At 68.2% G+C, this 21,498-nt stretch carries 19 protein-coding genes; 14 read left to right on the forward strand and 5 right to left on the reverse strand.

The window, feature by feature from the left end:
* Positions 1–115 precede the first annotated feature (115 nt).
* Positions 116–637, forward strand: coding sequence for a thioesterase family protein (locus HRC28_RS00855; RefSeq protein WP_182378209.1), 522 nt, complete (start codon positions 116–118; stop codon positions 635–637).
* Here the strand turns inward: HRC28_RS00855 and HRC28_RS00860 are convergent.
* Positions 596–2,068, reverse strand: coding sequence for an NAD(P)/FAD-dependent oxidoreductase (locus HRC28_RS00860; protein WP_182378210.1), 1,473 nt, complete (start codon positions 2,066–2,068; stop codon positions 596–598). The two genes, HRC28_RS00855 and HRC28_RS00860, sit on opposite strands and share 42 nt — an antisense overlap.
* A 151-nt stretch (positions 2,069–2,219) precedes the next feature.
* On the opposite strand from HRC28_RS00860, the gene HRC28_RS00865 reads away from it, so the two are divergent.
* From HRC28_RS00865 to HRC28_RS00895, 7 genes are all read left to right on the forward strand, one after another.
* The gene (locus tag HRC28_RS00865) at positions 2,220–2,744 is read left to right on the forward strand and encodes a nuclear transport factor 2 family protein (RefSeq protein WP_182378211.1); all 525 of its coding nucleotides are present in this window, start codon (positions 2,220–2,222) and stop codon (positions 2,742–2,744) included.
* 118 nt (positions 2,745–2,862) lie between these two features.
* The gene (locus HRC28_RS00870; protein ID WP_182378212.1) at positions 2,863–3,657 is read left to right on the forward strand and encodes an enoyl-CoA hydratase-related protein; all 795 of its coding nucleotides are present in this window, start codon (positions 2,863–2,865) and stop codon (positions 3,655–3,657) included.
* 9 nt (positions 3,658–3,666) lie between these two features.
* Positions 3,667–4,803 carry an acyl-CoA dehydrogenase family protein gene (locus HRC28_RS00875; protein WP_182378213.1) on the forward strand — a complete coding sequence of 379 codons (1,137 nt, stop codon included), beginning with the start codon at positions 3,667–3,669 and terminating at the stop codon, positions 4,801–4,803.
* A 199-nt stretch (positions 4,804–5,002) separates the two neighbouring features.
* Positions 5,003–5,629 (forward strand): cytochrome c oxidase subunit 3 family protein, encoded by a 627-nt coding sequence (locus HRC28_RS00880; protein ID WP_182378214.1) that lies wholly within the window; start codon positions 5,003–5,005, stop codon positions 5,627–5,629.
* Complete coding sequence (locus tag HRC28_RS00885; RefSeq protein WP_182378215.1) at positions 5,629–5,898, forward strand: cytochrome C oxidase subunit IV family protein; 270 nt, start codon at positions 5,629–5,631, stop codon at positions 5,896–5,898. The genes HRC28_RS00880 and HRC28_RS00885 overlap by 1 nt, the downstream gene beginning before the upstream one ends.
* Before the next feature lie 77 nt (positions 5,899–5,975).
* Positions 5,976–6,680 (forward strand): hypothetical protein, encoded by a 705-nt coding sequence (locus HRC28_RS00890; protein ID WP_202033185.1) that lies wholly within the window; start codon positions 5,976–5,978, stop codon positions 6,678–6,680.
* A gap of 69 nt (positions 6,681–6,749) precedes the next feature.
* Complete coding sequence (locus tag HRC28_RS00895) at positions 6,750–7,607, forward strand: alpha/beta fold hydrolase (RefSeq protein ID WP_202033186.1); 858 nt, start codon at positions 6,750–6,752, stop codon at positions 7,605–7,607.
* 37 nt (positions 7,608–7,644) lie between these two features.
* Here HRC28_RS00895 and HRC28_RS00900 read toward each other — a convergent pair whose 3' ends face one another.
* Both HRC28_RS00900 and HRC28_RS00905 read right to left on the reverse strand, forming a co-directional pair.
* On the reverse strand, positions 7,645–8,616 hold the full coding sequence (locus HRC28_RS00900) for an alpha/beta fold hydrolase (RefSeq protein ID WP_182378218.1): 972 nt from the start codon (positions 8,614–8,616) through the stop codon (positions 7,645–7,647).
* Positions 8,613–10,034: a wax ester/triacylglycerol synthase domain-containing protein gene (locus tag HRC28_RS00905; RefSeq protein WP_182378219.1), complete on the reverse strand. Its 1,422-nt coding sequence runs from the start codon at positions 10,032–10,034 to the stop codon at positions 8,613–8,615. The genes HRC28_RS00900 and HRC28_RS00905 overlap by 4 nt, the downstream gene beginning before the upstream one ends.
* A gap of 129 nt (positions 10,035–10,163) precedes the next feature.
* On the opposite strand from HRC28_RS00905, the gene HRC28_RS00910 reads away from it, so the two are divergent.
* Positions 10,164–11,618, forward strand: coding sequence for an HAD-IB family hydrolase (locus tag HRC28_RS00910; protein WP_182378220.1), 1,455 nt, complete (start codon positions 10,164–10,166; stop codon positions 11,616–11,618).
* A 5-nt stretch (positions 11,619–11,623) separates the two neighbouring features.
* On the forward strand, positions 11,624–13,516 hold the full coding sequence (locus tag HRC28_RS00915; RefSeq protein WP_182378221.1) for a 1-acyl-sn-glycerol-3-phosphate acyltransferase: 1,893 nt from the start codon (positions 11,624–11,626) through the stop codon (positions 13,514–13,516).
* On the opposite strand, the gene HRC28_RS00920 is transcribed toward HRC28_RS00915, so the two are convergent.
* Positions 13,461–14,528, reverse strand: a complete 1,068-nt coding sequence (locus HRC28_RS00920) for a nitronate monooxygenase family protein (RefSeq protein ID WP_182378222.1) — start codon at positions 14,526–14,528, stop codon at positions 13,461–13,463. The genes HRC28_RS00915 and HRC28_RS00920 overlap by 56 nt on opposite strands.
* A gap of 102 nt (positions 14,529–14,630) precedes the next feature.
* On the opposite strand from HRC28_RS00920, the gene HRC28_RS00925 reads away from it, so the two are divergent.
* From HRC28_RS00925 to HRC28_RS00940, 4 genes are all read left to right on the forward strand, one after another.
* Positions 14,631–15,794 carry a 2-hydroxyacyl-CoA dehydratase family protein gene (locus HRC28_RS00925; RefSeq protein WP_182378223.1) on the forward strand — a complete coding sequence of 388 codons (1,164 nt, stop codon included), beginning with the start codon at positions 14,631–14,633 and terminating at the stop codon, positions 15,792–15,794.
* A 19-nt stretch (positions 15,795–15,813) separates the two neighbouring features.
* Positions 15,814–17,166: a 2-hydroxyacyl-CoA dehydratase family protein gene (locus HRC28_RS00930; protein WP_182378224.1), complete on the forward strand. Its 1,353-nt coding sequence runs from the start codon at positions 15,814–15,816 to the stop codon at positions 17,164–17,166.
* Positions 17,163–18,104, forward strand: coding sequence for an acyl-CoA dehydratase activase (locus HRC28_RS00935; protein WP_182378225.1), 942 nt, complete (start codon positions 17,163–17,165; stop codon positions 18,102–18,104). The genes HRC28_RS00930 and HRC28_RS00935 overlap by 4 nt, the downstream gene beginning before the upstream one ends.
* A gap of 90 nt (positions 18,105–18,194) precedes the next feature.
* Complete coding sequence (locus HRC28_RS00940) at positions 18,195–19,529, forward strand: HNH endonuclease signature motif containing protein (RefSeq protein ID WP_182378226.1); 1,335 nt, start codon at positions 18,195–18,197, stop codon at positions 19,527–19,529.
* A 228-nt stretch (positions 19,530–19,757) separates the two neighbouring features.
* Here HRC28_RS00940 and HRC28_RS00945 read toward each other — a convergent pair whose 3' ends face one another.
* Positions 19,758–21,380, reverse strand: a complete 1,623-nt coding sequence (locus HRC28_RS00945; protein ID WP_182378227.1) for an AMP-binding protein — start codon at positions 21,378–21,380, stop codon at positions 19,758–19,760.
* Positions 21,381–21,498: the final 118 nt, after the last annotated feature.

The following is a 21,498-nucleotide window of genomic DNA, read 5'->3' on the forward strand; positions in this document are numbered from 1 at the left end:
TGGGCCAGCGCGGTACCTCGGGTCAAAGGCCGTGCCATCCGGCCACTGTCGCGGTCCACAGTGATGCGGCCCACGCGAGGGCCCAACTCACGTGACGACGATCTAGGTTGCGGGAATGAGCACCACCGCCTTGCCGTCGTACGACGACGTCCGCGAACTGCCCACGCTCCTCGAGGGCGAGGTCACGCCGGACTTCATCGATCTCAACGGCCACATGAACATCCGGCACTACCTCGATGCCGGCGCTCTGGGTGCCGACGTCCTGTGCCGCCGGATCGGGATCGACGACGCCTACCGTGCCGAGCGGCGGCTGGGCGTGTTCACTGCCGAACACCACATCCGGTACTTCACCGAGATGCACGAGGGCGGGAAGTTCACGGTCCACACCACACTCGTCGACCGGTCGGCGCGCGCAGCGCACCTGCTGTCGCTGATCCTCGACCGCGACGCCGAGGTCCTGTCCTGCACGGTGGAGATCCTGCTGGTCGGCGTCGGGATGGACACGCGACGACCGGCAGAGTTCGCCGAAGACGTCGCCGTCCGGATGGACGAGGTCATCCGGGACGGCGCTGGCCTGTCCTGGCCGCTACCCCTGTCAGGCGCGATGGGCATCCGGCGCAACAGCGTCCCGAAGTAGCACCACCGGGTCCGATGCATGGCGCCACGACGACTCGCGTGCGGTCCCCACGTCCCAGCCTGATCGCTCGGTCGCGGTCGGTCGCGTGGAACGGAAGCCGTCGAGAAGACGGTGCCGGCGCGATCCCCACTCCAGTGGCAGTTCTGTCCTGAGCTCGTGGAGCAGACCCCGCCGTGCATCGGGACCGGACCGGAGAACTCGCGCCAGACCGGTCACCATCCGCTTGGGCGTGATAATGGCTTCGATCGGACGGGCCCGGTTGAACGTGTCGGACAGATCCGGCTCGTCGCTGCCGGCGAAGGTCCGCAGGACCTCCCTGACCAGCGCGGTGCTTGCTCCGGGCCGGGACTCGCGGTTGCCCCAGTGGTAGGTCGAGATGGTGTCGCGGTCGCGAGCGGCCTCCCAGACCTGCAGGGCGGCGTCGAGGACCGTAGGGCGATCCAGCGTCGTGGCGGCGGCCTCACCGAGCAGGCGACCGAATTTCAACGCATCGCGCATGCCGTTGCCCGTCGTCGGGTCCTTGAAGTGACCGGCGTCGCCGGCCAGGGCCCAACCGGGGCCCGTGGACGCGCGGTAGTACGACGACAGGTCGGTCGTCGTACGGATGCTGCTCATGTTGGTGGCGCCGCTCATCCGCTTCGAGAGCACCGGGTCCTCGTCGATCAGGGCTGCCCAGGCGCCTTCCGGGTCGGCCTTGTAGGCGGCGATGTTCTCGCACGCGGTCATGTTCACCACCAGGGTGCGACCGGCCGGCGCCGACGGGAGGACCAGGATCTGGTGACCGTTGAAGCGGTAGATCTCGTAGGCCTTGGGGGCCGCATCCCCGAGGGGGTCGTCGACGTAACGGAACGCGAAACCGCGCCCGTTGGCCGAGGCACGGTAGGGCCGGTACGAGCCCACTTCGCCTGCGACATTGGACTTGCGGCCGTCGGCCCCGATCACGAGCTTGGCCTGGATCTCGTACTCGTCGTCCTTGGTGCGGCAGACGATGCCGACCGCGCGGCCGTGACGCCACACCACGTTGCTCATCGCCGTGCGCTCGCGGACATCGGCGCCCGCCGCACGGGCAGCCTCGACCAGCACCTGGTCCTGGAGATCGCGCGGCACGCAGACGCCGTAGTCGATGCCCATGAACGGACGAAAGCGCTCCTCGACATCGAGGTCACCGTCGTGCAACGTGAGCCGGCGCACCTTCGTCGGGTTGAGGGCCAGAATGCCCGGCAGGGCGCCCATCAGCTGCAGCTCCTGCACACCGTTGGGCACCAGCACGTGGGTCGACATTGTGTCGGAGGGGAACCGCGCCTTGTCGATGACGACGACCTTGTGGCCGGCCCGCGCCAGCGGAACAGCGGCGGCCGAACCAGCGCAGCGCGCCCCCACGATCACGACGTCTGCCTGTTCGACTCTCACGGTCTTCTCACTCTCAGTCACGTTGCTTCGCGCTCATTCGGAACGCTGCCGCCAAGGCTCGCGGACACCCGGCCCATGGGGCATCCGCACCTCGGCCGTCGGGCGTCCTCCGTTCGGTACATCCTTGGTTCGATCGGTAGTCAGCCGCGAGATCAAACCTCAGGATGAGCGGATGACAACGTCCAAAACCGCCCCCTCATCGACCCTCGAGCAGAACCGCGCGGTGGCGAGCGAGTTCTTCACCGCCGTCCACGAGCGCGACATCGACCGCATGCAGGCAGTGTGGAAGCCGGGCTCGATCGACGCCTTCCCCGGGTTCCGGACGATGACGGTGCCCGATGAGCAGCGCGGGTTCTTCCTCGCATTCTTCGACGCCTTCCACGACTGGAAGGTCGAAGTTCTCGACATCACCTGCGAAGGCGATGTCGCCGCTGTCCACTGGCGGCTGACGGCGGGATTCACCGGGCCTGGCCTGTTCGACGGCTTCACCCACACCGGCGCCAAGGGCACGGTCCAGGGCTTCGACCGCCTGGTCATCCAGGACGGCAAGATCGTTCACCTCGACGCCTACCTCGACACCACCGAGATGGCGCGCGTCATCGGCCTAATGCCGCCGGCCGGCAGCGGCATGGACAAGGGGATGAAGAAGATGGTCAACGCGCAGACTCGCATCAAGCGAGCCCTCAAGCGCTCCTGAAGAAATCCACCTCACGGGGCTTGTGAACGATCGTTCCGCCGCCTATGGTTACAAATGGTCAGGCCAAAGCCGACCCCGGACCTGCCAATGACGGCAATCGACGAGAAGGACCGCCACGATGGACAACTTCACTGACATCACCTACGAGGTCGAGAACGGCCTCGCCTGGATCACCATCAACCGCCCCGAGCGGTTCAACGCGTTCCGCGCGCAGACCGTCGACGAGCTCGTCCTCGCCTTCAAGCGCGCCTGGGCCAGCAACGAGGTCGGCACCATCTGTCTGACCGGTGCGGGCGACAAGGCGTTCTGTGCCGGCGGCGACCAGAAGCAGCGGATGGAGACCGGCGACTACGGCCCCTCGACCAGTGGCCTGTTCGAGGTCGAGGCCCTCCACCGCGTGATCCGCGACGTCCCGAAGCCGGTCATCGCTGCCGTCAACGGCCTCGCCATCGGCGGCGGCCACGTCCTGCACGTCCTTGCCGACCTCACCATCGCCGCGGACACCGCCAGCTTCGGCCAGAACGGTCCCCGCGTCGGCAGCTTCGATGCAGGTCTCGGCTCGGGCTACCTCGCGCGCGTCGTCGGCGAGAAGCGCGCCCGCGAGATCTGGTTCATGCTGCGTCGCCTCAGCGCCGAAGAAGCCCTGGACTGGGGCCTGGTCAACAAGGTCGTCCCGGCCGCCGACCTGAAGGACGAGGTCCGCGCGTGGGCCGACAACATGAACTCGTTCTCCCCGACCGCGCTCAAGGTGCTCAAGCAGTCGTTCAACCAGGACACCGAGCACTTCGTTGCCCTCGGCCAGTCGGCGGTCACCACCCTCAAGCTGTTCGGCGAGACGCCGGAGGCCAAGGAGGGCATCACTGCGTTCAACGAGAAGCGCAAGCCTGACTTCTCGCAGTACCGCGGAAACTGAGCGCCCGCGATGAGGCTGGACAGCGATCGGCTGGAGTTCGCCGACCACGTCCACAACTTCAGTGAGCGCGAGTGCGGCACGCTGGCGCAGCGTGACGCCCTGACCGACAACGAGACCAACGCAACCAGCTTCGAGTTGCTCGCCAAGATGGCGAAGCTCGGCTGGCTCGGCGTCTCGCTGCCCGAGGAGTACGGCGGCGGTGGCGCGGGCTTCGTCGATGAGTGCGTGTTCATCGAGGAGGCGCACCGCGGCCTGATCCCTGGCCTGCTCGCCTACACGACGGGCCTGACGGCTGCTCAGACGTACCTCAAGTGGGGCAACGAGGAGCAGAAGAAGACGATCGTCACCAACCTCGCCTCGGGCAAGGTCGAGGCGATCGCCCTCTCCGAGCCGGGCACCGGCTCGGACCTCGGCGCCGTCACCTGCAAGGGCGTGCGCGACGGGGACGAATACGTCATCAACGGCCAGAAGACGTGGATCTCCGTGGCCCACGTGGCCGAGCACATGCTGGTGCTGGTCCGGGAGGACGCTGCCGGCCCGAAGCACACCGGGCTCACCTTGTTGATGGTTCCTTGCGACACCCCGGGCATCGAGATGCGCGAGGTGAAGACCATGGAGGCACGCACCTGCAACGACGTCTTCTTCACCGACGTCCGGGTGCCGGCCTCCGCGGTCGTCGGCGAAGCCGGGCAGGGGTGGAAGCACCTGATGCGCGGCCTGAGTGTGGAGCGGATGATCATCGCCGCCTTCAGCATCGGCGCTGCCCGGCGCTCGCTGGACGACGCGGTCGCCTACATGCGCGAGCGCGAGGCCTTCGGCCAGTCGATCGCCTCCTTCCAGGCACTCCGGCACCGGGTCGCTGACCTGGCCACCGACATCGCCACCACACGCGCGTTCATCTACGACATCGCGCAGGCGATCGACAACGGCCAGGAGGACGAGCTCGCCTCGGCCTCCGCCATGGCGAAGATGCGTGCAACCGAGGTCGCCAAGGCCGCGGCCCTCGAGGGCATGCAGCTGATGGGTGGCGCCGGCTACACCCGCGAGTACGGCATGGAGTTCCAGGTGCGTCGTGCCCTGGCGCCGCCGATCTTCGGCGGCACCAACGAGATCCAGCGGGAGATCATCGCCAAGGCGATCTTCTGAGCCGATCGGCTCGTACGCCCAGCGCCCCGGACGCAGCATCGCCGCTGTGTCCGGGGCGCTGACCATTTGCTGCCGACCCGCGAAGCTGCCCGGACCGATCGACGGATGACCTTCCCACCCGGGGCCGATGCCCTTCCGGGCCCGTGGAGTCGAGACTGGGCGAGCCCGAGCCGTGAACCGCCGACGCTGGGAAGGTGCGATGAAGCCGACCACCACCCCGACCCGTCCGGGCAGCACCGACGTGGACTCCAACCGCGGGGCGCGCTCTGGACGCCTCCCCGGAGTCGAGGGCATCTGGGTGCTGATCGGTGTCGACTCCGTCGTCTTCGCGTTGCTCTTCGCCAGCTTCCTGGACGCGCGCCGATCCGACCCCGGAGGGTTCGACGCGGCGCGTCAAAGCCTCAACGCCGACCTGGGGGGAGTGAACACTCTCGTCCTGCTCACCAGCTCCTGGGTCGTCGCCCTGGCCATCCAGGCACTGCGTGACGGCGTACCGCGGCGCGCTTCACGCCTGCTGATCCTGGCCGTCGGCACCGGCTCGGTGTTCGTGGCGGTCAAGTCGTTCGAGTACGTCGACAAGCTGGTCGCAGGCACGACGCCGGCGACGAGCGACTTCTTCATGTGGTACTTCGTGCTCACCGGGATCCACCTCGTGCACGTCCTGCTCGGCATCGGCCTCCTCGTCTTCGTCGTGGTCGGCGTACGCCGAGGCCGGTACGGAGCCAACCGGCTGGCCGTGCCCGAGTCCGTCGCCACGTTCTGGCACCTCGTCGACCTTCTGTGGATCGTGATCTTCCCCCTGCTCTACCTGATGAGGGCCGCCTGATGCTCCGGCACCGCGCAACGGTGACGTGGCTCGGCCTCGTCATCCTCACCTGCGCCACCACCTGGGGAATGAGCACGGACTCGCTCGACCCAGGACTGGCCGTCGTGGGCACCTTCGTCATCGCGGCGGCAAAGGTCGCCCTCGTGATGAGGGAGTTCATGGAGCTTCGCCTCGGACCGTGGCAGGTACGAGCCGTGTTCGGCACCTGGATCGTGGCGGTGACCACGATCATCCTCGCCTTCTGGTTCGCCTCCCCCCATGCCACCTAGCTGGGCCACCGCCCATCTCTCAAACACCTACGCGCAGGAAGCAGGACGTCGTGCAGGACACAACGAACATGACCTCGATGAGAATCGGACTGTGGTGCAACTGGATCTTCGTTGCTCTCACCGTCGTCGGCTGGCTCGGCATCGCCCACTTCTGGGCTCCTGCCCATGCTGACCTCAGCGCGGAGGCCACGAAGGAGTGGTTCACCGAGACCCACCGCACCGGAGTGCTCGTCGGCTGCACGATCTTCTACATCGGCGCCGGGCTGCTGACCCCGGGTTCAATTGCCATGGGCCTGATGCTGAGCCGGATCGAGGGGCGACTCCCCCTGTGGTCGTTCACCACGGCGGTCTCCGGGGTGTTCATCTCCCTGATCATCTTCTTCAACTGCTGCGCGTGGATCGTGGCGGCCTACCGCAAGGAGGCCGGTGCGGACGTCATCCAGGCCTGGTACGACTGGGCATGGTTCGCCTTCCTGCTCGGCTGGATCTACCTGACCATCGAGATGGTGGCCACGGCGGTCGTCGAGTTGATGGACAAGCGGGCCACTCCGATGATCCCGCGCTGGTTCAGCTGGCTGACGCTGGCCGGCGCCCTGTCGATCTTCTTCGCAGCCGGGCCGGCGTTCTTCAAGAGCGGACCCTTCGCCTATCACGGGCTCCTGGCCTTCTACCTGCCCGTCGTGGTGTGGGGCGGCTACATCTCGATCACCACCTGGTTCCTGATGAAGGAGACGCGGCGCGTCGACGCGGAAGCCGGGGCGCTGGTGGTTTCTCCACCCTGACCGCACCGGGCGGGGTGCGTCCGTGACCGGATGGACGGCACCATGGCGGGACCGACTCCAGGAGGAACCTTGCCCGAGCACGCCACCTTCATCTCCCCGACCGACGGCACCGCCATCGCGACGTACGCCTGGGGAACCGACCTCGAGAACCCGCGGGCCATCGTCCAGATCGCGCACGGACTTGCCGAGCACGGCCAGCGCTACGACCGACTGGCTCAGGCGCTCGTCGCGGCCGGGTACCGGGTGCACGCGGTCGACCACCGCGGCCACGGCCAGTCGGCCGCCTCCGCCGACGGCCTCGGGCACTTCGACTTCACGGCTCTCGTCACTGACGTCGCGGCGTTCGGCGCCTCGCTGAAGGAGACCTCCGGCCTGCCGGTGTTCCTGCTCTCCCACTCGATGGGTTCCTTCGCCGCACAGACGGTGATCCTAGACCACTCCGATCAGTACGCCGGCGTCGTGCTCTCGGGCTCGACGGCACTCGACGTCCTCGGTGCCGAGCTGGCGAAGTCCGAGGGCCCGGTCGGGCTGGAAGCGTTCAACGCCGGGTTCGAGCACCGGACCGGCTACGAATGGCTGTCACGCGATGATGCCGAGGTCGACAAGTACGTCGCCGATCCGCTCTGCGGTTTCGACCTGCCGGACACCGCCGTACCCCAGCTCTTCGCGGGCGCCCCCCGCCTGGGCGACCCGGCGGCACTGGCCGGCATCCGCGACGACCTGCCGCTCCTCGTGACGTCGGGTGACGCCGACCCGCTGTCCGGAGCCGGCCAGCTGACCCAGCTCCTCGGCCAGCGCTACCGCGACGCCGGGGTCACCGACGTCACGGTCACTCTCTACCCCGAAGCACGCCACGAGATCTTCAACGAGACCAACCGTGACGCCATCACGGCCGACGTCATCAGCTGGCTGCAGAAGCGCAGCTGACGGGCCGGCGCACTTGCGCTGACGCCGCGTGGGGGCCTCAGCGCAGGTGCGCCGCCACCGCGGCGCCGTAGAGCTCCGGCTGCTGGAGCCAGGGAGCGTGCCCCGTTCCCCGCGCCCGCACCAGATGGGCGTCGCGGACGGCGACGATCGACCGGGCCGCGACGTCGGGCATGAGGAACAGGTCGTCATCGCCCCAGGCGAAGAGCACCGGCTGCTCGAGACGACCGAGTTCAGCCGCAGACAGCACGACCTCGGGACGGATCGCACCCCGGCGGAGCAGGGTGCGGAAGTAGCTGGCGATGCTGGCTGCATTGCCGGGGCGTCCGGCGATCAATCGGCCAGCAGTGATCAGGTCGGGCGGTGTGGTCGCGAACGCGCCCGGCCCGACGGCGTACTGCTCGTTGATCTCGACGAACTTCGCGTCGCTCATCTTGATCGCCAGCACCAGCTTGCCGACGCCGGGCAGCGCCATCAGCTTCATGCCGGCCGCGGGCTTCGCCCCGGCGAGCGCCGCACCGGGAGCGCCGAGCAGCACGAGGCGTCGCACCCGGTGCGGGAGGTCGAGCGCGGCGTACAGCCCGAACTGGCCACCCAGGGAGTGACCGATGACGTCAACCTGGTCGTGTCCGAGGTGGGCCCGCACCCCCTCGACGAGCGAGACGGCGAAGGCACGCAGGTCGACGCCCTTCGGCAGGATCAACTGGTCCGAGAGGCCGTGGCCGGGAGTGTCGACCGCGACCACGTCACGGTCGGCGAGGTAGGGCAGCAGGGACGCCGCGAGGATCGTCACCGAGCCGATCCCGTGCAGCAAGATGATCGGCGGCTGCGAAGACGGCGTGCGCGCCGCGATGCGGGTCAGCCGAACGCCGGTCGACCCGACGGTCGTCGAGATGAGGGCCCGCTCCTCGGTCGCCGTGACGCCGTAGTAGCGATAGGTGGCTGCCTCGGCCGCCCGGATCTGGTCGTCGAGTACGGGCGGCTCGGCACCGCGCAGCGAGGTGATCGTCATGAGTCGCCCTCCGGGGTCGTGTCAGCCAGAACCTTGTCGGCCAGAACCTCGTCAGCCAGTGCGATGACCTCGTCGAAGCCGGCGCGCAGGCACGCACGAAGTTCGTCGATGTCGGTGAAGACCTCGGGGTCGACATTGAGGCCGAGGCAACAGGTGTCGCGGTAGGTGATCAGGGCCGCCATGACGGCGACGCCGGGCCGCGGACCCAGGGGGTACATGCCCAGGACCTCCGCACCAGCGAGGTACGTCGTGCGTGTGAGCCCCCGGATGTTGGACACCTGCAGGTCGGACGTCGTCGTGAACGTCGCCGCGATGCCGACGAGCGCGGGGGTGGGCAGCCGGGCGAGCACGGTGGAGAGGTCGCCGACGACGCCGAGCGCGGGCTCGTCCCGGACCGTCAGGACCATTTCGCGGATGATCCTGATCCGCTCGGCCGCGTCGGGCTCTCCGAGCGGAGCAACGATCTGGGCACCGGTGAAGTTGTTGCCACCCATCGGGTCGTTGGCCGCCCGGAGGCTGACCGGCAGTCCGACCGGGAGGGTCGCGGGCGGCAGGACGCCGTGGCGCTCGTGGTAGAGCCGGAGACCTCCCAACATGGCGGCGATGAAGCCGTCGTTGACCGAGCCGCCGACGGCCTTCGCACCGCGGCGTACGTCGGCGAACGGGATGTCGAGGAAGAGAAGGCCGTTGCCGGTGCCCCTGCCGGCGAGGAGCTCCGAACGATCAGCCTCGGGCGGCGTCAGCAGCCGCTTCGCCGACAGGAGGTAGTCGGTCAGGCCACGCGGGTTGGCGGCGACCTGCCTGCCCCAGCGCGTCGCCCGGCCGGGAAGACCGAGCGCCTGCCGGGGTGCGTCGCGTACGACGTTCGCGACCGTCGTACCGACCAGACCGACGGAGGAGTAGTGGCCGGCGGCATGGTCTGCGCCGGCCGCATCCGGACCCACGTCAGCGAGATCCTCGTCGGGGTGGGCGGACTGCGCGACGTCGAGCAACTGGACCAGCCCGAGGCCGTCGCTCATGCTGTGGTGCACCTTCAACAGGTAGGCCGCTCGCCCCTCGGGCAGACCGTCGACGAGGATCGCCTCCCACGGCGGGTGGGCCACATCGAAGGTGCTGGCGAAGACCTGCTCGGCGTAGGCGAGGAGATCGCTCTCCGACGAACCGTCGGGCAGGGTGACCGTTCGGACGTGCCGGGTCAGGTCGAACACGGGGTCCGGTGACCAGTGCGGCTCGGTGACCGGGACGATCGGTTCGACCACGCGGTCGCGCAGCCGCGGGATCCGCCGGACAGCGCGCTCGTGGACGGCGGTGAACGCAGCCGGGGCGGGTGCGTGGTCGAGGATCTCGAGCAGGATGCCGGTCGACCTGGTCCGCGGATCGCCCTCCGCACGCCACATCAGCGCCTCCCAGGCGCTCATCCGTTCGGGTCCACCCCACGTTGTGCCCTGTGCCACGACGGCCTCACTCTTCGCCCGGTTCCATAAATGGTCTGAGCATTCTATCATTCAGTCCAATGACTGAGCTACGGCTCGGAAAGGAGCAGCCAAATGGCTCTCGTGGAAGTGACGGACCTGACCGAGCGCCTGCAGTCCGGAGTCTCCGGACCAACGGTTGCCGCCTTCTTCGACTTCGACGGGACCCTGATCGACGGCTACTCCGCAGCCGCGCTCTACGGACACCGCATGCGCAATCTCGAGGTGGGTCCTGGCGAGTTGCTCCACACCATCCGACTCCTCGCCGGCGGCGAGACCCTCACCGAGGCACAGTTCGGCGAACTGCTCGAACGCGGGCTGGCCGGATGGGCAGGGCGGCCGGTCGAGGACATCGCCGAACTGGGCGAGCGGCTGTTCCAGCAGGAGATCGCCGGCCAGCTCTTCCACGAGACCTTCCGCCTGGTCAAGGCGCACCAGGCCCAGGGCCACACCGTGGTGATCAGCACGTCGGCCACCCGCATGCAGGTCGAGCCGCTTGCCCGCGAGCTCGGCGTCGAGCACCTGCTGTGCACGGAGCTCGAATCCGAGGGCGGCCTGCTCACCGGCCGCGTCGCCGGTCGCGCTCCTTGGGGCCCCGGCAAGGAGGCCGCCGTACGCGCCTTCGCGGCCGCACACGACATCGTTCTCGAGGACTCGTTCGCCTACGGCAACGGGGACGAGGACGTCAACTTCCTCTCGACCGTGGGCCATCCCCACCCGGTCAACCCGCAGCCCGCTCTCGCCGAGCATGCAAGGAAGCAGGGCTGGTCGACGATCAGCCTCCAGCGCAAGCCGGGGCGCCTCGACCCGCGCCCCACCCTGCGCACCGCAGCGCTGTACGGCGCCTGGATCGGCTCGTGTGCGACCGGCATGGCCATCGGCAAGCTGCTCGGAGACGGCCGCCGGGGCAAGGACTTCGCCACGTCGGCGTTCGCCGTCCTCTCTGGCCCGCTGGGCGACGTACAGGTCAAGGTCACCGGCGAGGAGAACCTCTGGTCGCACCGACCGGCGGTCTTCCTGATCAACCACCAGAGCGCTCTGATCGACCTCGTCGTCGTTGCCCAGTTGCTCCGCGCCAACCTGAGCGGCGTCGCCAAGCAGGAGGTCAAGGACATCCCGGTGATGGGCCAGATCATGCAGTGGCTGGACTTCAGCTTCGTCGATCGCGGCAACACCGAGAAGTCCCTCGCGGAGATGGAGAAGGCGAAGGCACAGTTGCGTTCCGGGACCTCCATCGTGATCTCCCCCGAGGGCACGCGATCGATCACCCCTCAGGTGGGTCCGTTCAAGAAGGGCCCCTTCCACCTGGCCTGGCAGGCCGAGGTGCCGGTCGTCCCGATCGTGATCCGCAACGCCGGCGAACTGATGTGGCGCAACGCGAAGACGGCACGTGCCGGTGTCGTCGAGGTCGTCGTCCATCCGCCGATTCCCACCGCTGACTGGACGAAGGCCGATCTCGACACGACCGTCTCCCGTGTCCACAGCCTGTACGTCGACACGCTGGCCAACTGGCCCGCAGAGAAGGGCTGATCCCGGTGGTGATCAACCGGACCCTTGCCCGCATCCGTCGCATCCGCGAAGCAGACGTCGACGGCCTCGGCCGCGCCCTGATGGAGCAGCAGGACTTCCGGGACTCGGCAACGGTCCTGGCCGACGACCTGGGCCTGCCCGCCGACGACGTCCTGGCCGAAGCCGGCGGCTACCTCCGCGAGATGTCGGCGACCCACAGTCCGACGGTGATGGACTGGTGGGACCGCTTCGGCAAGTGGATGTTGCGCGGTTTCGAGGTCCTCATCGACGAGGACTCGGCCGCACCGCTGCGCGAGCTCAACCGGAACCACTCACTGATCTTCCTGATCTCCCACAAGTCGTACCTCGACGAGTGGGTGATCCCGCCGAACCTGGCCCGCCTGGGCGTGAAGACGCCCTACGGCCTGGCCGGCGCGAACCTCGACTTCTTCCCGCTCGGCAACATCGCCCGTCGTACCGGCATCATCCACATCCGTCGCGCCACCAGCGACCTGCCCGTCTACAAGTTCACGTTGAGGTCGTTCATCGCCTCACTCGTCGGGCAGCACGCGAACCTGATCTGGTCGATCGAGGGCGGTCGCTCGCGCACCGGCAAGCTGCGGCCGCCGCGGTTCGGCCTGCTCCGCTACGTCGTCGACGCCGTGGAGAACAACGACACCGACGACGTCTACCTGGTGCCGGTCTCGGTCATCTACGACCAGTTGCCGACCAGCGAGATCGAGCTGATGACCTCCGAGGCCCGCGGCAAGGGGAAGACCCCGGAGGACGTCCAGTGGTTCGTCGGCTACCTCCGCGGGCTGGCCGAGCGCCTCGGTCGCGTGTACGTCGACTTCGGCGAACCACTGCCGTTGCGCCAGCGCCTGGCCGAACTCACCGAGGAGGACGCGACGACGACCCGCGTGGAACGCATCGCCGTCGAGGTGTGCCACCGGATCAACCTGGTGACCCCGGTGACGCCGAACGCCGTCGTCTGCATCGCACTTCTCGGCGCCGACCGCGCACTCAGCCTCGACGAGATCCTCGACACCGTCCGCCCGCTCGCCAACTACCTCACCGCGCGCGGCACCCGCACGGCCGGCGCGGCAACCCTCACCGACCGCGCCACCATCCGGCGGGCCTGTCAGGACCTGGTCTCCTCCGGGGTGCTGACCAGTTTCACCGCGGCCACGACGGTCTGGGGCATCGCGCCCGACCAGCACCTCACCGCCGGCATCTACCGCAACACCGCCATCCACACCCTGGTCAACCGTGCCATCGTCGAGATCGTGCTGGGCGGCATAGCCGACGGCGTGTACGCCGAAGGGGAGCCGGCGTGGGAGAGCGCGCTGGCGATGCGCGACCTGCTCAAGTTCGACTTCTTCTTCGAGAATCGGGCCTCCTTCGCGGTCGAGCTCGCCAACGAGCTGACCCTGATGGACCCGTCCCGGTCGCCCGCCACCGAGCCCACCGCCGAGGACGCCAACTGCTACCTCGCGCAGACGCGTCCGCTGCTGGCCCATCTGGTGCTGCGGCCGTTCATCGATGCCTACGCGATCGTTGCCCACGAGCTGGTCGACGCGGACTCGATCGGGGTCGACTCCGACGAGTTCGTGGCTCGCTGCCTGACCATCGGCCAGCAGTGGGCCCTGCAGCGACGGATCGCGAGCGCCGAGTCACTCTCCGGCGAGATGTTCAGCACCGCGTTGCGTCTCGCGCGTCACCGCGGGCTGATCGACCCGCCGGAGGGAACCACGAGCGAGGAGCTCTGGCATCGCCGCGAGGACTTCGTACGCGAGGTCGAGCTGGTGCGTGCGCGCATCGCCGCGGTGGCGGGTCGGGCCGTGGCCCGGGAGTCGGCCTACGTCAGGCTCCGGCCAGAACCGGCTCGGCTCCGGTCAACGACGCCGCAAGGCCGTTGAGCACGTCCGCCGCCTCCTGCGCCATCCGCGGCACGAACTCCGCGACGTCGACCAGGTCGTTGATGGCCGACGCCACCTGACCGGTCATCACGATGCTGTTGATCGTGTCGCCGGTGGTCTGGGCGCGCTGCATCGACTCGATCTTCCAGCGGACCAGCGCCACGGGGTCGAGCGGCGCGTCGCCCGAGGTGTGGTCGAGCAGGGCCTCGGACGCTGCATTGCGCAGGCCCCGGCACGGACCGTAGACACCGTCGAACGCGACGTCGTCACCCTCCTTGGCATCGAGTAGCGCCTGGATGTAGCCGGGGTGCCAGTCGGAGTTGTCGTGGCTGGTGATGAAGCGTGTCCCCATCGCGACGCCGTCGGCGCCCATGGCCAGTGCGGCCGCAAGGCCCCGGCCGTCGCGGGCACCCCCGGTGAGCAGGACCGGTACGTCGACCGCCTCGGTGATGCTCGGCACCAGCACGTAGGTGTGGACCTTGGCTGCTGGCGCGTGGCCGCCCATTTCGAAGCCGGCCGCAAGGACGACGTCGACCCCCGCTTCGGCTGCCTTGATGGCCTGCCGGGTGGCGCCGACCTTGTGCTGGTGGATCATCCCGGCGTCCTTGATCATCCCGATGTAGTCACCCGGGAAGCCGGCCGAGGTCGTCATCACGGTGAGCCGACGCGCGATCTCGCTGTCGCTACGACGTGCCTCCAGCACCATCCGGATGTAGCTGTCGGTGAAGGGGAGGACCTTGCCGGCGGCGTCGACCCCGACCGGAATGTTCACCGCGAACGGCTTGTCGGTCAGTGACGCGCACTCCTCGATGTGCTGCCGAAAGGTGCGGGCGCCGCTCTCGATGTCCTCGGGCATACCGGGCATCGACACCGTGCCGAGACCGCCGGCGTTGGACACCGCAGCAGCGAGCCGCGGGGTGCGGAACGGCCCCAGTCCCTCCTGGACGATCGGGTGTCGGACGCCCACCAGGCGGGTCCACCGGTTGCTGATCGGCGCTGCGGCGTTGGTCATCGGAATGCTCCTCTGGGGTTCACGGACGTTGGTTCATGTTATACACTTTCGATGACTGAATATCCAGATCCGTCACACAAGTGACGTGGGAGCGAGGACCAGATGAGCAGCGGAGCAGCAGCGCTCGAGGCATTGCGGGCCGTGGCCCGTGATCCCCGGAGCCACATCGAGGCCTGGCGATCGATCCACCCGGACCGCAAGGTGCTGGGAGTGCTGCCGATGAACTTCCCGCGCGAACTCGCCCACGCGGCGGGCGTGATGGCCGTGATCGTCCCCGACGACCAGGAGCCGGTGACCGAGGGCCGTGCGTTCCTGCCGGAGTTCTACTGCGGCTACACCCGCAACCTCGCGGACCAGGCAGCCACCGGTCGATTCGACCAGTACGACGCCCTGTTCGTCGCCGATCACTGCATCCAGTTGCTCGGCTCGGCCGACGTCGTACGAGCGTTGGAGCCGACCCGGCCGGTGTTCCTGGGGCAGCTCATCAGTTCGATGAGCGACCCGTGGGCCGGCCGCAAGACGACCGAGATGATGGTCACGCTGCGCACCGAGGTGGAGACTTTCGCCGGAGCGGCCATCGATGACGACGTACTGGCGGCGAGCATCCGCTCCTTCAATCGCGACCGCGACCTGATGCGCCAGATCTTCGACGCACGCACTGCTGGGGACACTGCGTTCAGCCCGGTCGAGTTGCAGGACATCGTCGCCTCGGCGCAGATCATGGACCCCGACGAGCACCACGACCTGCTCGCCCAGGTCGTCGCCGATCGCGCTCCCCGGACGCGCGACGGCCGGATCCGCGTGCACCTGTCCGGACACCTCTGCCACGCCCCTCGCCGCGAACTGCTCGAGGTGATCGAGGAGGTCGGTGCGGTGATCGTCGACGACGACCTGTGGACCGGGCGCCGATATCTCCAGACGGGCATGGACGAATCACTTGCCCCGATGGACGCCCTCGCCCAGTGGTACGGCGGCCGCAACACTGCGCTGCCCTGCCCGACCCGTGTGCAGCACGACGTGGACTGGGACGCCTGGCTCCTGGACGCCGTACGACGTAGCGGGGCGGAGGCCGTCGTCCACCTGATGCCGAAGTTCTGCGAGCCGCACATGCTCTATTACCCCGAACTGCGCAGCGCCCTCGACGAGGCCGGTGTCCCCCAGCTCCTCATCGAGACCGAGCACGAGGGCATCCCCCTCGAATCGTTCCGCACCCGGCTCGAGGCGCTGATCGAGCGCACCCACCGCAACCGTCCTGCCTACGCCTGACCGACCGAGGAGTCCACCGATGACAGCCACCCTGAACACCCCCGTTACCCCCGTGACCGACCGCACGAACCGCCTGACCTCGACCAAGAAGGGCGGTCAGATGGTCGCCGACTACTGGGAGGACCTCTTCACCGCGCGCGAGCGCGGCAAGCAGATCGTCTGGTACAACGGCGGCGCCCTGAACCCGATCTTCCAGGCCGCCGGTGTGGCCTGGTGCCACGGCGAGGCGTTCGCTGCCCGCCTCGCCGCCCAAGGGCTCGAGGGCCCGGCTCAACTCGCCGGCGCGGAGCACGGTTACAACGCCGAGCTCTGCTCGTACTCCCGCACCCACCTGGGTTGCGCAGTCCTGACCGTGCAGGGCGACGAGGGCATCAACACCGGCGTTGTCGGCGCGCACGACCAGGCCGAGCTCGCCTCCCGACTGCCCGCCCCCGACTTCTTCGTCAACAACTACGCCGGCTGCAGCACCGGCCAGCAGTGGGACGAGATCTCCTACCGGGTCTTCGACAAGGAGGTGCCGATCTTCAACATCTCCCACCCGTTCCTGTGGGGCAACAAGCCCGACTCGGGTTACCTCAAGGGCGAGGAGTGGGAGTCGGCGTCGCACTACGTGCGCGACCAGCTGCTCGACCTGATAACGTGGCTCGAGGAGAAGACCGGCAACCCGTTCGACTGGGACATGCTGCGCGAGTCGATGACCTACATCAAGAAGGCCGCCGAGCTGCGCCGCGAAGGCCTCGAACTCTGCAAGGCCAAGCCCGCGCCGGCGACCTTCTGGGACTGGATCTCCGCGATCGCCCCGATCAACTTCCTGCCCGGCAACCAGGAGCTCGTCGACTACTTCCAGTCGGTGCGCGACGAGATCCAGGACCGCGTCGACAAGGGCATCTCCGGCGTCGAGAACGAAAAGTACCGGGTGTACTTCGACGGCATCATGAACTGGAACAAGCTCGGCTTCCTTTCACGCAAGTTCGCCGAGCACGGCGTCGCCGTCCTTGCCGGCCGCTACATCACCAACGCGTTCTGGCAGGAGCCGCAGCTGATCGACACCGAGGACCCGCTGCTCGGCATGGCCCAGCACTACCTGTTGTGCCCCACCAACCACGGCACCAAGACGCTCGACTACCTCACCCTGCGCGACTGCGAGGAGTACGACGTCGACGGCATCGTCTTCCACTCGACCCGCACCTGCCGGGCGTTCACCGGCCCCCAGCGGCTGCTGGCCCGGTCGGCCCAGAACAACCTCGGCATCCCGTCGATCTTCTTCGAGGGCGACGTCGCGGACGCCTCTTTCTACAAGGAGGAGATCCTCGAGAGCCGGCTCGCCGCGATGCTCGAGGGGATCGACGTCAAGCGAACCCAGGCGTCATGACCGCGGGCCCGTTCTATCTCGGCGCCGACCTCGGCTCGACGACAGCCAAAGCCGTCGTGATCGACGGCGAGGGGGCGATCGTGTCATCGAGCACGATCGCCATGGGCGCGGTGTCGCGCGCCGGCATGCAGAAGGCGGTCGACGAGGCGCTCGCGTCTGCCGGGATCACGACGGCCGACCTGTCCGGCACCATCTCGACCGGCTACGGCCGGCGACTGGTGCCGGGCGCGCAGCGGTCCTTCACCGAGATCACCTGCCACGCGCGGGGCACCGCCGCGATGGTCCCGGGCGTGCGCCTGGTCATCGACATCGGCGGCCAGGACTCCAAGGCGATCACCGTCGACGACGACGGCCTGGTGCAGGAGTTCGCGATGAACGACCGATGCGCGAGTGGCACCGGGCGGTTCTACGAGGTGCTGGCCCAGTCCATCGACGTGCCCCTCGAGGAGGTCGGCGCCCTGGCACTGACCGGGAGCAACGACCTCGAGGTCTCCACGATGTGCGCCACCTTCGCGGAAACCGAGATCGTCTCGCTGCTCGCGCAGGACGCACCGATCGCGGATATCGCATCCTCGGTCCACCGCGCCATCGCGGCACGCACCCTCGCACTGGTTGCGCAGGTGGGCCGCCACACGCCCGTCGTACTCACCGGCGGGGTTGCCCAGAACCCCGCAGCCGTGGCCTTCCTGGCCCGCGCGCTGAACACCGAGGTGCTCGTCCCCGCACACCCGCAGATCACCGGTGCGTATGGCGCCGCGCTGCTGGCTCGGGACGCGGACAAGCGCGGTCGGGTCGTCGTCGACGACGTGGCGGGCGCCGACCACCTGTTCCCGCGGCCGAGCGAACCGCACTCGTGCGGGTCGTGCGACGGAACATTGACCGGGACCGGCAGCAGTACGAGCGTGGACCTCGGACTGCCCGTCCGCCTCGGCGGCTGAACGCCCACGCCGGTCGAGGTGGGAGCGCAGCCTGTGGACAGATCACCTCGATCCGGCGGCAGTGTCGGAGGTCGGTGATCCAATACCTGTATGAGCGTTGGTGGCCTCGCGATCGAGCAGGACGAGCTGGTGGACATGTCTGCCGAGCAGCTCCTGGTGTTCGCTGAGGTTGAGCACGCGAAGCGCCTGGATGCTGAACGGAACATCCTGAAGGCCGCGTACCAGTGGGCAGTCCGGCACAATCCCGACGCGCTGCCGCCCACGGACAAGCGCGGTCGGGAGCGCGCCAAACCAGCCGGTGCTGTCGGGACGCCTCTGATCACTGAGTACGCCGCTGCCGCGTTCGCGGCACGCATCCAGACCTCGCCCTATGGGGCGAAGAAGCTCATCGCAGACTCCGTGGACATCCACCACCGATTGCCGAAGCTGGCGGAAGGCGTGCGGGACGGTTCAACGAGGGCCGGGCACGCCCGCCACGTTGCCCAAGCGACTCGGGACCTGTCGCCTGAACAGGCCGCCTGGGTCGACGGCGAAGTGGCCGAGTCCGCCGACGGGCGCCTGGCGTGGTCCCGGTTCGAAGCGCTCGTCGAGGGAAAGGTCGCCGCTTCGGCGCCGGAGCTCGCGAGATTGAGGGAAGAAGCGGCCGAGAAGGACCGGTTCGTGCGCCTGTCGCGGGTCAACAAGCACGGCATCGCGACCCTCACCGTTCGCGACCATGTCGCCGCATTGATGAGCTCCGACGTCGCCATCACGGCCGTCGCGAAGGCCCTTGACGACAAGATGCCCGGCACCACCTTGATGGAGCGGCGGTTGGCTGCGTTCGCACGGATGACGAATCCGGACGCGCATGTTGATCTCGACGCTGGTCCGATCAAGCCCAAGGTGAAGATCAACCTCCACCTTTATGGCGACCAGGACGGGATCGGATCCATCGCCCGGATGGAGGGCCACGGTCCCGTGACCACCGCCTGGGTCCGCCAGCTCATCGAACACATCGCCGGACAGGTCCGCATCGCGCCGGTGATCGATCTTGCCGGTCAGGCACCCGTCGACTCCTACGAGATCCCGAGCCGTCTCCGCGACGCAGTGCACCTCGTCCATGGCGGCGACATCTTCCCCTTCGCCGCCAACACCGGCCGCAAGGTCGACATCGACCACACCCTCCCCTACTCCCAAGGTGGCGAGACCAGGGTCGGGAACCTCGGACCGATGACCAGGACCCACCACCGGATCAAGACCCATGCAGGCTGGGAAGCACGACAACCCTTCCCCGGGATCGTCATCTGGCGAGATCCTTACGGGGCCTACTACCTGGTCGATCAGACCGGCACGAGACGAGTCACCAGCCCCACCGCCGGAGGCAACTCTGACCTGCGTCCGGACCTCCACACCGCGACGATCGTGCTCAACGGCCTCGCCGCCTGAGGGATCTCTCGACCATGTTGACGCGCGCGCTCATGTCGATGGTCGTGCGCGGCAGCACCCAGCAAGGCAGCACCTCACCGGTGACTCCCCGGCGCTTCGCCGCCGGCCATCCACCAGCTAAGGCAGGACTGCCGCGCCCGGGTGAATCGCACTGACATGCCTGCGGGCGGATACGCTCGCCCGGAGCCGCCGCGTTGCAATGAACCTCCGCGAGCTCGTCGATCACGTCTAGGACGCCGGCTGGCGCACCTCGTCGAACTGGAGGGCGCCGGCCGCGGCCTGGTCGCGGAGCAGGAACTTCTGGATCTTGCCCGTGGGTGTCATCGGCAGCTCGTCGACGAACGTCCAGTACGTCGGTGTCTTGTGCGGTGCGATCTGTTCGCGCACGAACGCCCTCAACTCGGCCACGGTGGGCCGCTCGTGGCCGGCGCGGAGGCGCAGCACGGCCCCGACCTGCTCTCCCCATCGCTCATCCGGAACGCCGATCACAGCGGCCGTCTCGATCGCCGGGTGCTCGATCAACACCGCCTCGATCTCGGCCGGATAGAGGTTCATCCCACCGCGGAGAATCATGTCGCGCACCCGGCCGGTCACCTTGAGGAATCCACGGTCATCCATCGAGCCGACGTCACCCATGTGCAGCCAGCCGTCGGCATCGATCGTGTCCGCGGACTCCGCGGGCATCTCGTAGTAGCCGCGCATGTTCTGGTAGCCCCGCACGCAGATCTCGCCCTCGGCACCGAGGGGAACCGGCAGGCCCGTCTCGGCGTCTGCGATCTTGACCTCGAGCTGGGGGAGCGGCTGACCGACGGTGTCGGCCTGGTCCTGCGGCGCGTCGGTGACGCGGGTCTGGCTGATCACGCCGTGCGTCTCGGTCTGGCCGAACAAGATCGTGAAACCGCAGTCGAGTTGCGTCGTCGTACGACGAACGAGGGAAGCGGGCACGGCCGCCGCGCCGCTGAGGATGGTCTTCACCGAGGTGAGGTCGCGGGTGGCGGAGTCCGGGTGGTCGAGGAGCGCGATCAACATGGTGGGGACGACGAGCGTGTGCGTGCCGCCGTACGACTCGAAGGCCTCGAGCAACTGGGCGGGGTCGAATCCGGGCAGGAGCACGAAGGTTCCGCGTCGGGCCCAGGCACCGAAGGACGTCACCGCGCCGCCACCGATGTGGTACATCGGCATGGCGTTGACGTAGACGTCGCCGTCATCGAAAGCGGCCCGGTCGGCGACGAAGGTGGCCTCGTTGACCAGGCCCATGTGGTGCAGCATCGCGCCCTTGGGGAATCCCGTGGTGCCCGAGGTGTACTGGATCTGGATGATGTCCTCGGGGTCGATCTCCGGCAGCACCGTTGCGGGATCTGCGCTCTCGAGGAAAGCCGCCCAGTCGCTGAACGAGTGGACGTCGTGCAACTCGGGAAGGTCCCCGCGGATGCTCTCGACCATCGCGCGCATGTCGAAGTCACGGAAGTCGTCGACGCAGAACACGGCGCGCGCGCCGGACTGCTTCAGGACGAAGGCCATCTCCCGGGTGCGGTAGGCCGGATTGAGGGCGACGAGGACCATGCCGGCCATCGCTACGCCCTGTTGGAGGACGATCCAGTCGGCGCTGTTCGGCGCCCAGACCGCGATCCGCTCACCGGGTCCATAGCGCTGGGTCAGGGCGCGAGCCACGCGCTCCACGTCCCCCACGAACTGCGCATACGTCCAGGTCCGGCGCTCCGCCGGATCGGCCACGCAGTCGACGAGCGCCAGGCGCTCGGGCACGGTCTCGGCGGCATGCCGCAGCAGGTCGCACACGGTGACAGCGCGAACCTCACCCGGCTCCGCGGGCCAGTGGGAAGTCTCCAACATTGGTCTCTCCTGAATGCAGCACCTTGTTCGTCGCCCGCCGAGTCGAGTGACCTGTGTCACGCCTACGCTAGACACAGAACACTGGACACGCAAGGGAACTCAGTTACCCTTTCTGTAG

Source organism: Nocardioides sp. WS12 (assembly GCF_014108865.1).
Lineage (GTDB): Bacteria > Actinomycetota > Actinomycetes > Propionibacteriales > Nocardioidaceae > Nocardioides.